Below are 14,265 nucleotides of genomic sequence, written 5' to 3' on the forward strand. Positions count from 1 at the left end.
GGTCCTACAATTGAAACGCAACTGTAACCTCGGTACCTTCGCTAAGTGTTAATTGAATATATTTCCCGCGTAAGTCCTGTTGTACATCCGCTTTACCTCCGTTGATCTTGGCTTGAGTCCAAGAAAGTCCCGCTCTTATTCGGATGGCATTTTCATTCTTGCTGGAACTCAGTACTACATGCACCGTTTTGGCGGAAAGATTCCAGGATAATGCCTTGACTTCGACCCAGGTTCTTGCCATAAGCCCATGTATAGAACCCTTTGTCCAATCAGAAGGCAAAGCCGGAAGAATCTCTATTTCACCCGTATCCGAGAATAACAGCGCTTCATTAATGGCTCCTACAGTACCGAAAGAGGTATCCGTGCAATAACAATTGCATCTTCTGTTTGAATCATGATCTGTCATTAAGGAGCTGTAATAACCCGCATCCCTCATCATGGGAAGAAGTGCTGAGAGCACTCCGTCACCATTTTTCAGCCTAGCTTGAACTAGCGCCTTATGCATCCAACCATGCCCAGCGGTATCGTCGACAGTATTAAATCGATCTCTATTGTCAATCGCAATCTTTGCAGCCTGCTTTAACTCCGGATCGGTTTGTGTTTCATAGGCTGGCCATGCCACATAAAGATGGCTCAAATGTCGATGATTGTTATTTTCCGTATAATCACTCATAGCCCATTCGCGCAAAGCACCATCATAGTCATATTTATAATTTGGCAGCAACTCAAGCAATGCTGTCCACTTAGCTATGGCTTTTTCATAACCATCGCGCTTGACTGCCTTTTCCATGGAGATAACCATAGATAGACCATCCCGTGCAGCAGAAATGTCCATGGTGGCATTCGCCGTGATTGTGCTGTTATATCCGATGGGGTGATTCTCTGGAGAATATGTGGGAATAATTAGGTGTTTCTCTCCTGAATTCAAAGTCTTTTTGTCAAACTGGTAGCATGCCTTGCCGTTGATGTCCGTGTAATATTCCGGTGTGCAGATCTGCTGCCAAAAGTTTGCCTGCTTGGTAAGCAAGGGAAGCAGAATATCTTCTGCAAGATCCAGATAGCCTTTGTCTAACAGCTGTGTGAACTCCTCATCGCTCATGCCTCCATCTTGTACACTCAGAATGGTCTGCAGTTCATGAATCCGCATATTATCATGAAGCGGTATCTTTTGGTTGCCGTAACACTGCCAGTATTCATAAATGGGCAGAAGGCACCAGCTTGCCCCCGCGTTCCAGTATTCGAACGGATAATCATTGTCATATTCCACATGCATCCCGCGATCGCCGTCAGAGTTAACGGAAACCTGCAGTGCATCGTGCATCCCGTACGCCATCCGCGCATTGTATTCAAAGTCGGGAGTATTTCTCAAGAAAAATATAATATATCCGAGCTGTGCTTGCGTTAAATGGCCTGTATTCATGGAAGCAACCTGCAGATTCACATTAGCATCAAGCGTATAAATACCCCGCCAGCCAGGATTCCACTCCCCGGTCCACATTCCATATAAGCGCGGTGCACTGGTACCGCTGCAGCAGATCATGGCATACCGTCCCTGGTTATACACCTGCTCCATAAAAGCATGATTGACTCTGTCCGGAGTTGATTTTTGCGTTGTGATCAAGGTCTGGTTGTCTGAATTTTTGTAGTGGTCGTCGCCATCAATACTGAAGCTCACTGCATTAAACTCTACTGAATGCTTCCTTGTATGGGCAGCGAGAGCTGCATCATAATTTAATTGACCGTCTGAAGCCAAATATTTTTGCACAACCGCGTTTATATCTTGATAGAGTTGGTCTACGATCTTATATTGTGTCATTTCAGCAAATTCTTCGATTCTTCCCATAGAGTGAGTTCTGCTTGAGCGCGTAATTAAATATACGGCATCAGCGTCCTTAATCTGAATTACCGGATTTGGTTCTCGCCCAACATTGATCAGTTCATGACTGCCAGCCATCAGCATTCTCTTCTTGGTTCCGTTTACAACAACAATCTGAGTCAATCCGGCATACCCGCCGTAAGCTAGTTCACTTCCCTGATACACCGGATAATGAGCAACCTGGGCGAGATAATTCGCACCGGAGTCCACCAGCTTCTTATATTGCAGCTCCCTCAGCTCGATGTGACCTTCGTTCGCTCCGCTTATTGTGGAGATGTCATCAATGGAGAGGGTTATATTAATTTTTGTGCCTGTAGAAGATGCTGTGATCTTGGTAAAAGTTACATTATCCTCACGGGACGTAAAGGATGTGCGGACCCATTCCCCATTCTCATCGCTGTAGCGTACCCCAGTCTCTGCTGTTTCATAATTCGTCCATCTCTCATAACCACTCAGACTTCCTTGGGAGGGTATACTGAATCGGAGTTGGTGTCCAGGATGGTAGCTATAATAGAAGGTTCTGATCCTTGTGGAACCGGTTTTATTCGTAACCTTCCATTTATCGTTCTGCTTAAAAACATTTTGTCTGGCATCAGTCAGTTGCTCCGTCAATTCTTCCGGAATCACTCTTGGATCCTTGGAAGGATAGTTAAAGAACATATTCTGAAAAATAAAACTGTCCGTATACGGCGAACCTGAAGTAATATATCCGTTCTCCCCGTTTCCGCTAACCATACCCTCCCGCCATGCATTTCCGGGATTAACAGAGGAAACTTCCGTGTAGGCGTTTGCATAATTTCCTTTCTTATACAAGCGTATTGTTTCCGGTAAACTGGTCATTAGGTCTCCTCCTGATCTGTTTGGGCTGCAATTATTAACATTACGTCGGATTTCAGTAATAATTATATCAATGGAGACTGGAATTCGTTATCCTTGGAGATGACAAGGAAGAGGGAAGCATGTCGTAATTTTACAAGGGGAGGGTTAGATCGCATGGAATTACCTAATATTAACATCGGAAATCTAGATATCAAACTGACTCTTGGCGCAGTAGTATTGAACGTATTGTATGTTAAGTTCGGGTATTTCCACAGTCCTATGCCTGAACACAGCCATAGCCAAGGAAGCTACGAACTGCATTTTATTCCAACCGGCCAAGGTATTCTGAATGCACAAGGAAACCGTTACGCAATCACGCCCGGCACGTTATTTGTAACCGGTCCAGATGTCGTTCACGAGCAGATTCCGGATCCAGAAGACCCGATGGCGGAATACTGCATTTTCTTTGAGATTTTGCCCGGAAATTCCATATATCCGAATGTCAAACGTTCCTTCGTAAGAGAGCAGTCTCTCCCCGAATTACTGGTATCCACCCCCTTCTGGATTGGGAAAGAGGATGGGAAAATGCTCGAATTGTTCAAAATGCTTGCTGAAGAGCTTTCCCTTCAACAAATCGGCGTCCATCATATGGCAACCAACATTCTTGAGATGATTGTAATTTGTTTGTTAAGACATTACAGCGAGAATCACACGACCATACCGTCCCTTCCCCTGAAGACTCTTGATGATAGCAGACTGCTTATGATTGAGAACAGCTTTTTATACCAATACAGCTCCATTAGCCTGCAACAGCTTGCTAACGAATTGGGGCTAAGCACAAGACAGACGGAACGAATGGTTCATAAGCAATACGGTATGTCCTTCAAAGATAAGAAGCTGCAAGCACGAATGGCTGCAGCTTCAAGGCTTCTACTCACAACGGAAACTTCCATCGGCCTAATCGCAGCACAAGTGGGTTTCGCAACACCGGAACAATTCAGTAATGTATTCAAAAAATATTTTGGGATGACAGCCACTAGATACAAAAGGAAGCGTTGAAACGAAGCTAACACCATTTAGAATAAAGCCTACTTTGTTTACACTGGAGAATTCCGGATTGAGCAACGAAGGCACTATGTGCTTCACGTTTACTTTTTATTGGATACTAACCCATCAAAAATAGCCATACTCAGCGTTAGCGTTGTGTTCGCATGTGAAATTACAACAGTCCCAAAATAGGCAGTACCTGCTGCCGAAATCGATGATGTACCTGTCTGGGTTCACATAGAACCGTTTACTGAAATGAAGGTTGTAACCACCACATTGCCTGTACGGGTTGCTCTGACCCAGTAGGGTGTGTGGCCGTAAAGGATGCAGGGGAATAGCTCATCCTATACTTCGAATGATTTACCATATGCTCAAGGACAGTAACCCTTGCTTTTAGATGATGAATTAATACCTATTAGATGTGCATCTTCGTTTTTTGAATCTCCCTCTTTTTCTGTTTGATTCTTCACCTCTTCAGCTTTTGTTGAAGTTGTATTATCTTTTACCTTTTCCGCTACTGAATTAGTACCATCATTACCGCTTACACCACGGTTTCCAAAACCAGATTGAGCTAAATCATCTTTTACTTGTGGTGAATCAGGAACACGGCATCTCTGTGTTTAGATCTCCAGGCTTCCCGCCATTTAAATTCAGGGAAGACAACGGAGTTCTCTTCTACAGTGACTTCAGAATCTTCTCGAATGCCATTCAAATGATTCCTTTTACGCAAATGCTGACTAATTCCAGGTTGTGACATGTCTAAAATCTCTACAAATTCACACACGCACCATTCACGTTCTTTGAGGAGTGTAAGTATAGTAAGACGTGTTTTATCGCCCAGCAATTTAATCTTATCCGCTGCTTCTTGAATAGAATCCATATCACTTCCTCCTTTCGTTCAACATAAGTGCATGCTTATATTATAATAAAAAAATTGAAGTCAACGTTTAATTCGAAATTAACCTAAAAAAGCGTTGGTTCAAATTAGAACCAACGCTTGGGTGTTCGTAAACTCTCTTTCATTTTCAATTGATACAAGAAGTACTGCAATCACTCTTTTCCACCAATGTAATTATGTAGGCTCCTGCCCATTATTGCAAATGTTGTATCCCTTTATATAGGCGGCTGCATAGGTTCTGAGTAGACATTTCACCAAAGAAGGAGAATGACTATGTACCCTAAATTATTTCATCAAAATCAATGGCATAATCCAATGCCTAACAACCAGAATAACAACGGACAAGGGCTCTCCCCTCCGTACTGCCATGGAAATGTGAACCTTAGTCATCCTAGTGGAAATATAGAAATTAGAGATTACGGACAACCACCACTTGTAATCAATATTGAACAAGCCGCAAAATATAATCAGAATTATCGTACCGCTCTGTGGACAGGAAAGCATTTTCAAGTGACTTTGATGAGTATCCGTGTTGGCGAAGATATCGGTCTGGAAGTGCATCCGACAACCGATCAATTCATTCGTATTGAAGAAGGTAAGGTCAGGGACTTGTGCAAATGGGAGACGAGAAAGACAAATTGAATTTTCAAACGATGGCCTGTGAGGACTATGCCGTTATGGTGCCTGCTGGAAAATGGCACAATATCACCAACACAGGCAGTATACCTCTTAAAGTGTACGTGATCTATGCGCCGCCCGAGCACCCTTATGGGACAGTTCATGAAACGAAAGCCATTGCCATGTCTTCTGAAAGTTAGTTGATCATATTCTAATGCAATACAAATTTACAAAAGCCTGATTCCTCTTTATTCGTCGTGGAGAAAAATCAGGCTTATACTATGTGAAATTAAATCATTGCAGATCAATACACTCAGTAACGTTATGACTCCGTTGCATTCGTAACGGTCTTCACGAATCTTAGCAAGGCTATTGTACTGAGAACGTGTACTAGGACCTTGAGATAATTCATGAAATACAGACAACATAAGTTGGTCGGCTGTTTTTTTATATTATTAAAATATCGGTTCCCGTTAGTTTAATGATTTAATAACGATTAGATAAACGCTTAATCGGCAATGAGAACATGTTCTTGTCTAATTCGGTAATCGGTACAAGTTCTTGTCCTCAACCAATAGTCCCATTACCGATATTTCATACTTATAATACCTAAACACTTGTGTTTACCTTTTAAGCGTATCAGTTGTCCCATAACAATTTGAATATTTTCATGTATTAAGGTGCTAAATGAGGTTAAAGTACCTATGGTCATTGTTTAGAAATATATCTAATCGGAAATAGGAACATGTTCTTGTCCCTCTCGGCAATCGGTAGAAGTTCTTGTCCTCAACTGCCAGTACCAGTCTGATATTTCGCTTGTTTAATTTATGGCCGATCGTGTTTAACCTCTCAGCGTGTCAGTTTTCCTTAACAATTTGAACATTGTTATGTATCATGGTACTTAATGAAGTTTGAAGTGCATGTGGTTAATGTTTAGATATATACCTAATCGGCAATCGGACTATGTTCTTGTCCATTCCGGTAATCGGTACAAGTTCTTGTCCTTTGCTCGGGACAAGAACTTGTACCGATAAAATAAAAAAGCCGCTAAATTAGCGACTTCAATGGGAATATGTTCTTGTCCCTCGACATTATATGTATTGGTTTCTCACTTAACTAAATAAGTTATTTCATCATGAAAAATGGGAACCCGTTTTTTTTATTGGGTTCCCATTTTTTATAATCTAATGTTATTTAATAATGAAATGGGCTATAGCCTGTTCATCGGTCAAAAGAGACTCATTCAAAAGAGACTCATTACCCACTTTTTATTAATGGATCCATAATGTTTTTATGCCATGTATTGCATTAATCAAAACTTCAATTGGTCAAAAATCTTAACGAATATTTTCGCAATATTCTTGGCATCATCGATACCTCTATGGTGAGTACCTTCAAGTGGCAGTTTAAGCATAGTCAAGGCTCTCTCCATGCCTACCCCCCGCTCCCTGCCAATCATCCATCCGTGCTGATGCTTGAGACTGATATGGTTATCCGTCCATTCACTTGCGATTTGATGCAGTGCACAATCCTTCTGCAACTGGTTTTTATCATAAAACCCCCAGGAGCAGAGGACATGAGGTTCATTGCCTATCCACTCTTGGAATTGACGGATTGCCTGCGGAAAATACATTGCAGCATCCACATCCGCCTGAGAGATGGAGGTAAGCTGCTTACAAAAATCAGAAAGCTGTGGGCTTAAAGCAGGCTTAACGAAAATTTGGAAATCGCTCACAATCTTCAGCCTTTCATTGAGTTTTACAGCTCCGATCTCAATAATTTCGTTTTGCCTTTTTCGGTCATTCTCCCAACAGGTAGCTTCTAGATCAAAAATTATGTAGTTCATACATGCTCCTTTTCTCTATAGATATTTAGTTTATCGAAACCTGCTGACATTTTAATGGAAAATCATATAATCCTAAAACTACTTAACGCAAATTTTATCTGCTCTATTAGTTGTAGACTAGTCCATCAATAAAAGCAACTGCAGTCTAATAGTTAGGATGACTAAGAATAAAATTATTGATATAGTTAGTGAAAAATTCCAAGGGGGCACACTGATGAATGCAATCGTAGAAAGATTAAATTATTGGATTATAGAAGTACCATCTAAGTTCCAGCCTCTTTCTGAGCTCAATGATTCGGTTCAACCGCAACCTAATAAATGGTCTAAAAAGGAAATCTTAGGGCATTTATGCGACTCTTACTAATCTTCAGCGTTTTGTCCATGCTCAATACGAACCGCTGCCTTATACGGTTTCCTTCTACTTTTCGTATGTTTACTTCTGGATTCATTGAAGCTTAATTTTTTGCTACTTGAACCACTCTATATATTCCACTAAGATTATAAAGTTCTCGTTTTCATTGATATGATACATATTAATAACTCCCTGAGGATAACCGTGTCAAATTAAATACTTATAAAACTTATAAAACTTACAATGGAGTTCATATTACACCTCAATTTAGTAATTAACTAATTCTTATACATTCGCCAACTGACCTATAATATAATTCCCCATATTTGCGGCAGCAGAATTCAACTTGTTCTGATCAATCGTTTCACATCGGCTTAATAACAGATTTCTCCTATAAGAATCATGTTTTAATTGACATAGCAACCTGCATCGCCATTCGTACTGGCATTGCAGGACTCGCCAACTGATTTACATCTCCTACTAAGTACAGATCCTTATCTGGATAATAAAAAGCAAATGAACCTGTTGAGCCCGTATGTCCAATTAGTTCTCCTTTACCCATAAAAAATGATGATATACCATTTAACGGTATTCGCATGTAGCCACCCCCATATTGAATTGGATACATGGAAACTTGTAACTTGTTGTATTTTTTCAGTTGATGAAAGACATCTGTTTTATACAACTTTCCTCCAAAGAAAGCTTTGATAAATATCATCAATTCACGAGCTGTGCTAATACCTCCACCACTAGCGGGACAACTTTTTATGTACTTCGGCCGGGTAATGGCAGTTTCTTTATAATAAATACTGGGAATATAGTCGTGTTCGCTTCTAGATATATATGTGCTCACAAGCCCCAAAGGCTCGAAGATCAAAGTCTTAAATACATTATTTAATGAGGAATTAGTAATGGTTTCGATTATCCTCCCCAGGATTTCAAAGTTGACATCGGCATAATAAGCTCTTTTCATTGTGTCAGGCTCAAAATGCGATTTCAATTGTTTGGTTAGTACTATCATTTCATCGAAAGTGATGTCCAAATCTTCACGGAGGACACGTTTTCTAATGTTAATTTTACTTTCTTCAAAGATATCCGGTAGTCCGCTTGTTTGAAACAACAAACTAGAGATCGTCAATTTAGAGGCATATTCCTGTCCCTTGTATATATGAAGTCTGCTGAGTGTGCGATTATCCATGTATTTTTTTATCTTATCATCTAGTGACAGTTTACCTTGCTCTCGCAATATCAAAATACAAGTAGTCGTAAACAATTTTGTGATGCTTGCCATAAGTAACGGTGCGTCTATATCCTTGCCCCCATACTCATTTTTGTATGAAAAATCTCCATTGGTGTTTTCAACAAATAGAACACACTCATGTATGTGTTTTGACTTTACAGCTCGACTAAATATTATCTCTCTTTGTTTGGTCTCTATTATTTTCACCCCATATTATTGTGTGCTTAAACTTTAATTACGACTTATAAAAGCAGAATTTTCTAATTCTTATAGAACTATCTGCACGTTAGTTGAATAAAGACGGATCAGCTGCTTTTTTTAGCCCTATTACGCTACTCCAAATCCGTATTCGTTGGTTATGCGCAGCACTCATATCTTAGCTACTGCTCTTTAGATTCCAGAATATCGTACATTACAACAGTTTGTTTTCTGGTATCTGAAAATGCCAAGGCAGTTTCTTAAGTATTAATTACTGATTTGGGTATATTACCCATTATGTGATAAAGTAATATTAATGAACTTACTTCATTCGTTAAACTATCATAAGGAGGATGTTGTATGCTAGGTGTCAAAGTACAACAAGTAAAGAATCAATTGGTCATTCGCTGGCAGCTTTCTAAAATTGAAATTCCCATTGCAGATATTAGAACAGTTACTCTCGACGAGACCTACGGTGGCAGCAACTCTTCAGCCATTCGAATAGGCGCTGCGTATGGCGCAACCGAAACAATTCTAATTCACACAACCAATCAATCCTATGTCCTGTTCACCTCCAATCAGACATTATTTACGAAAATCAGCTCTCTGCTATCCAACGCAGAGGGCTGAATTATTCATTCCGACTCCATCTTCAACTAAAAGTTCTATAAAAAAGCGTTAAGCATCCGCATAATCTCTTGGGAATTAGATATATGCAATTGGCAATAGATATATGTTTTTGTCTATTTCGGTAATCGGTACAAGTTCTTGTCCCTCTAAAGTATCCTTCCTTTAATGTATTTTCAATATCATGTGGTTTATGCTATAGCAACTAATACATCATTTACACTCTTTCCTTCAAAGAAAGGTTCTTCAAGAGGTTTAGTAAACACTTCCTCCCCTGCACCCCATGTAACAGACAGTATATATTGACGTCCTTTTAGTAACCCTCCTGTACCATACGTATCCGCACTCCGAGAAAACACAGCCTATTCATATACAAAGTCCATATACTTCTTGAATGCAGCAGGAAAACTATACCAATATACAGGATGCGGATCTCTATTCAATTACCTTAGTTGAATAAGTGATACACTTTTGATATGGTAAATCAAGGCACACATGTGCTCCTATTAACATGAAAGAAGGATATTTATGTCGGTAATAATTGCTACAGACGATCTTGAACTAACTTGTCCTCACTGTAACGGAGAAAAATTTGTAGTCACTAATGAAAAAAAAGAGACTTGTTCAAAGTGTGAGGGAAAAGGAGTTATTTTAACTACACTCGGACAAACATTGCTCTATTTCTTCAAAAAACACATTTAGCTGATAGTAACAAAAAAAAGGACTAGCTCTATAGCCAGTCCTTTTTGTTCTTATGGGTAAATGCAATTTTAAGTCCATGGAGTGTAAATACTGAACCTTTAATATAGATAAACTTTTTAGAAAATTTAGTTTTTTTTGAAGCAAGTTACCCAACTTGCCACCAAAAATACTTATCAACACAAAGTGCACTAAAGTTTGGAGCAAGAATACAACACCAAGAACCAAATGACACGCTCAACGATTAGAAAAAACAGTGCACATCCTCCGGCTTGATCAGCAGAACGTCTCATTTTACAAGATCATAGACCTCGTTGTTCACTCCTATTCTCGCGCTCTCCATTCAATTTCGGATGGATTAGGAAAATAAATTTCACACATAAAAAGCAGCTCTATACGGCGGCTAAAAAAGATTACGCAATCGTCACTGCACGAACGGACTGACGTTCCACACATTGAATATCCAAGGTAAATACAGACTTAACCTGCTCCCCGTTCAACATTTGAATGAGCAAATGTCCAGCAAGCAATCCAGCATCTGTCTTAGGTTGTCGAAACGTCGTTAGCGGAGGAGAAACATATTGTGATACATGGATATTGTCAAATCCAACGACAGATATTTGCTCCGGCACTGAAATGTGATGCTCGTGAAATGCTTCCAGACCTCCGATTGCCATGTCATCATTTGCAAAAAACACAGCCGAGGGGAGACCCTTCTCTATCAGCATCTTGGCAGCATGATAACCGCTCTCTTTGCAAAATTGTCCACCCAGTCTCCATTTGCTTTTTTCTTCGATGTTGGCTTCACTCAGCGCTCGCAAAAATCCTTGATAACGAAGAAGATTACAATCCGAACTGCGCGGTCCGTTAATATAAGCGAGTGTACGATGACCTTGATCAATCAGATATTTTGTTGCCAAATATCCCCCTTGCTCGTCATCCATTAGAACATTTACGATATGTTCATTCACAAGTTCCCGATCCATCACCACGATTGGAAAATCCCTAGCTGCAACTTCCGTGAGCAATTGATCCGGAATATCCTGCGCAATCACAATGGCGCCGTCGATTCGCTTTTCCCGAATATATCGGGTCGCAGTGGATTTCTCACCGCCCATTGAACTGCATACAATCAGATCGTAACCATGACTCTTAATCGCTGATTCGATGCCGGGTACCAAATCCGAGAAATAAGGACTGGACATGTCGTGAACCATCACGCCGATGGTTTGGGTACTCTTACGTTTTAATTCCGACGCTGGTCCATGTTTAACGTAATTGAGTTCGCTGGCTGCACCGAGCACCTTCTGTCTGGTCAGTTCACTTACATTGTCTTTCCCATTAAGTGCACAGGATACGGTAGAACTAGCTACACCAGCCCTTTTTGCTACATCTTTAATGGTTATCATTTTAATGCTCCTCAAAAGATCAATCTCTTTTGTTTTTAGAAACTATATCTATACATCATTCACTGCATTTTATCATGCTATCTCTTGCATGTCTCCTCGGTATTCCCCTGTTTATAGAAACAGATAGAGCGCAAAAATAGAACTACATTCACTATTTAACAGCTAGTTTCATCGAATACTTCCCTTCTTTATAAATAGTCGTACGTGTTTAACCCCTCATGTGTGTGGTTCTCAATGGTGTTTTCACTTCATTTACTCTCTATTATTATATCTAAACTTCAATCGGACTATGTTCTTGTCTCCTGACAAAAAAAGGAGCAACTAGCCATTGCAAGTTGCTCCATGATGTATGAATTTCACAAACAATTCAAGTAACTTTATGAAGTCTTCTCAAAAGAAGCTAATTCTTACACATAAAGTGATTCCAAATCCCTTCTCTATTCCAAAGACAGAACGTTACCCATAGATAATAATATGTCTATTATGAACCATACTACAAAACCGATATAAATCAAGGAAATAAAAGTAATTATCTTGTTAAAACCCTTATTAATAATTATTACAAATATGTAGAATAAAATAGAAACTAGCAGTGGATTTTTCCAGTACCCCATACCAAAGGAATATTTGTATAGAGAGTAAACAGTGGATATTAGCCAAAGTATTAATGTAATATTAAAAATGATTTTTTTAGTTTTCATTGAATAATTCCTTCCAATTTTTATTCTATAGACGATATTAACATATTTCATGTTAATCATTGTAAGTTAAATTATGGTAATAAGATGAAAGGCCTTTTCGTGATATTCTGCCCATTAGATGAACAAAAGCAGCTGGTCACATTGATCAGCTGCTTTCTTTGCATGATTGAGTTATCGTTTCCCATTAGGTCAATGAACTAGGGTGAAGATTGTAGTTAACTAATGAAATACTTTAATAGTGTTATTATACGGTTTTAATCAAATTGACATAGAAAATCACATCGAATCTACCATGGAATCGACCACGTTTTCTGGCTGTCTAGAAGTAGTACTTGATAAATTTTTGTGTTTTTCTCCCCAGATTTTCATCTCCATAATGATCGGCACTAAGGTGCGTCCGAATTTCGATAGCGAGTATTCAACTTTCGGAGGAACTTGCGGATATACCTCACGGTGTACGATCCCGTCTTCTTCAAGCTCTCGAAGCTGTAGTGTCAGCATTCTCTGCGTAATGGTGGGACATATTCTGCGAAACTCGTTAAATCGTACAGGGCCTTTAATCATATGATACAAAAGTAAACCCTTCCACTTGCCGCCAATGACATCCAACGTATACTCGACAGGACAACCTTCTTCATTCGGACATTGACCATATCCGGATTTGCGGTCACGCATGCATTATCCTCCTCTTTTACAGTATACAAATTGATACTACATCACACTATTGTGCGTACTATTCATGATAGCTAATATACGTTATATTACAACCAGAAAGCAATAAGTGATGTACAATTAAGGAGGAAACGACAATGTCAAACCGACAAATGAAAGCCATCGGCTTGCTGAAGTATTTACCCATTAATCAACCTGAGAGCTTGCTGGACGTTATGATGGATGTACCTGAACCTACAGGGAGAGACTTGCTGATCCGAGTCAAAGCCATTTCTGTTAATCCCGTCGATGTTAAAGTGCGCGCTCCCAAAAATCGAACCGAAAACACGCCAAAGGTTCTCGGTTGGGATGTTGCAGGTGTCGTGGAACAAGCCGGACCAGAATCTTCACTGTTCAAACCCGGTGATGAAGTGTATTACGCCGGTAGTATTGCCCGTCCTGGTGGGAATAGCGAGTTTCACCTCGTTGATGAGAGAATTGTCGGTTTAAAACCAGCAACACTGGAATTTTCACATGCAGCCGCTCTGCCGTTAACTGCTATCACCGCTTGGGAAGGATTATTCGATCGATTGGGTGTGTCTAATACTACCGAGCGCAATGAAGGTAAATCCATTTTAATCATCGGGGCTGCGGGTGGTGTTGGTTCTATTGCGACACAACTGGCCAAACACGCTGGTTTGACTGTCATCGGTACAGCTTCCCGCCCGGAATCTGCTGAGTGGGCCAAAAACATGGGAGCTGACCACATCATCAATCATTATGAACCATTTCTCCCTCAGCTCAAAGCACTAGGATTAGAATATGTTGACTATATTTTCTGCCTAAACAGTACGGAGAAGCATTGGGTTAATATGGCTGAAGCCATTGCTCCTCAAGGGAACATTTGCTCCATTGTGGAGACGGATGAGCTGCTCGATCTGACTTTACTGAAAAACAAAAGCGTCATTTTTGCCTGGGAGCTGATGTTCACCAGACCGTTGTTCCAAACTTCGGATATGATTGAACAGCACAACTTGTTAAACGAAGTTTCCCGTATGATTGATAAAGGACACTTACGAACTACGGTTGCCCAGATCCTCTCTCCCATCAATGCAGCCAATTTGCGTAAGGCTCATGCCATATTGGAAGAAGGACGTATGACAGGTAAAATCGTGATTGAGAACTTTGAGTAACAATAACATTTGTTATTCATATTACTATGATATTCTCTCCGTTAATTAAATATAAGCAGCTGATCACTTGGATCAGCTGCTTCCTTTGTTA

General features: G+C 40.1%; 11 protein-coding genes and 1 pseudogene. 6 read left to right on the top strand and 6 right to left on the bottom strand.

What is annotated here, in order from left to right:
* Positions 1–4: 4 nt before the first annotated feature.
* Positions 5–2,716 carry a glycosyl hydrolase family 95 catalytic domain-containing protein gene (locus V6W81_RS15305; protein WP_338539585.1) on the bottom strand — a complete coding sequence of 904 codons (2,712 nt, stop codon included), beginning with the start codon at positions 2,714–2,716 and terminating at the stop codon, positions 5–7.
* 153 nt (positions 2,717–2,869) lie between these two features.
* On the opposite strand from V6W81_RS15305, the gene V6W81_RS15310 reads away from it, so the two are divergent.
* Positions 2,870–3,754: an AraC family transcriptional regulator gene (locus V6W81_RS15310; RefSeq protein ID WP_338539586.1), complete on the top strand. Its 885-nt coding sequence runs from the start codon at positions 2,870–2,872 to the stop codon at positions 3,752–3,754.
* A gap of 571 nt (positions 3,755–4,325) precedes the next feature.
* Here the strand turns inward: V6W81_RS15310 and V6W81_RS15315 are convergent.
* Entirely contained in the window at positions 4,326–4,622 is a 297-nt protein-coding gene (locus V6W81_RS15315; RefSeq protein ID WP_083679762.1) for an ArsR/SmtB family transcription factor, read from the bottom strand.
* Between the two features lie 291 nt (positions 4,623–4,913).
* On the opposite strand from V6W81_RS15315, the pseudogene V6W81_RS15320 reads away from it, so the two are divergent.
* Positions 4,914–5,458 (top strand): annotated as a pseudogene (locus V6W81_RS15320) (cupin domain-containing protein).
* A gap of 1,112 nt (positions 5,459–6,570) precedes the next feature.
* Here the strand turns inward: V6W81_RS15320 and V6W81_RS15325 are convergent.
* Positions 6,571–7,104 carry a 3'-5' exonuclease gene (locus V6W81_RS15325; protein ID WP_338539587.1) on the bottom strand — a complete coding sequence of 178 codons (534 nt, stop codon included), beginning with the start codon at positions 7,102–7,104 and terminating at the stop codon, positions 6,571–6,573.
* A 214-nt stretch (positions 7,105–7,318) separates the two neighbouring features.
* Here V6W81_RS15325 and V6W81_RS15330 point away from each other — a divergent pair, with 214 nt between their 5' ends.
* Complete coding sequence (locus tag V6W81_RS15330; protein ID WP_338539588.1) at positions 7,319–7,468, top strand: hypothetical protein; 150 nt, start codon at positions 7,319–7,321, stop codon at positions 7,466–7,468.
* Positions 7,469–7,856: 388 nt separating this feature from the next.
* Here V6W81_RS15330 and V6W81_RS15335 read toward each other — a convergent pair whose 3' ends face one another.
* Entirely contained in the window at positions 7,857–8,747 is an 891-nt protein-coding gene (locus V6W81_RS15335; protein ID WP_338544006.1) for a serine hydrolase domain-containing protein, read from the bottom strand.
* Positions 8,748–9,254: 507 nt separating this feature from the next.
* On the opposite strand from V6W81_RS15335, the gene V6W81_RS15340 reads away from it, so the two are divergent.
* Positions 9,255–9,524, top strand: a complete 270-nt coding sequence (locus tag V6W81_RS15340) for a hypothetical protein (RefSeq protein WP_338539589.1) — start codon at positions 9,255–9,257, stop codon at positions 9,522–9,524.
* 525 nt (positions 9,525–10,049) lie between these two features.
* Positions 10,050–10,223: a tryptophan RNA-binding attenuation protein gene (locus V6W81_RS15345; protein ID WP_338539590.1), complete on the top strand. Its 174-nt coding sequence runs from the start codon at positions 10,050–10,052 to the stop codon at positions 10,221–10,223.
* Positions 10,224–10,633: 410 nt separating this feature from the next.
* Here the strand turns inward: V6W81_RS15345 and V6W81_RS15350 are convergent, their stop codons facing one another.
* Both V6W81_RS15350 and V6W81_RS15355 read right to left on the bottom strand, forming a co-directional pair.
* Entirely contained in the window at positions 10,634–11,629 is a 996-nt protein-coding gene (locus tag V6W81_RS15350; protein ID WP_338539591.1) for a LacI family DNA-binding transcriptional regulator, read from the bottom strand.
* 977 nt (positions 11,630–12,606) lie between these two features.
* Positions 12,607–13,005, bottom strand: coding sequence for a winged helix-turn-helix transcriptional regulator (locus V6W81_RS15355; protein WP_338539592.1), 399 nt, complete (start codon positions 13,003–13,005; stop codon positions 12,607–12,609).
* A 134-nt stretch (positions 13,006–13,139) separates the two neighbouring features.
* Between V6W81_RS15355 and V6W81_RS15360 the strand changes: the two genes are divergently transcribed.
* Positions 13,140–14,174: a zinc-binding alcohol dehydrogenase family protein gene (locus V6W81_RS15360; RefSeq protein WP_338539593.1), complete on the top strand. Its 1,035-nt coding sequence runs from the start codon at positions 13,140–13,142 to the stop codon at positions 14,172–14,174.
* Positions 14,175–14,265: the final 91 nt, after the last annotated feature.

This window comes from Paenibacillus tundrae, from assembly GCF_036884255.1.
In the GTDB taxonomy this organism is placed as follows: Bacteria; Bacillota; Bacilli; order Paenibacillales; family Paenibacillaceae; genus Paenibacillus.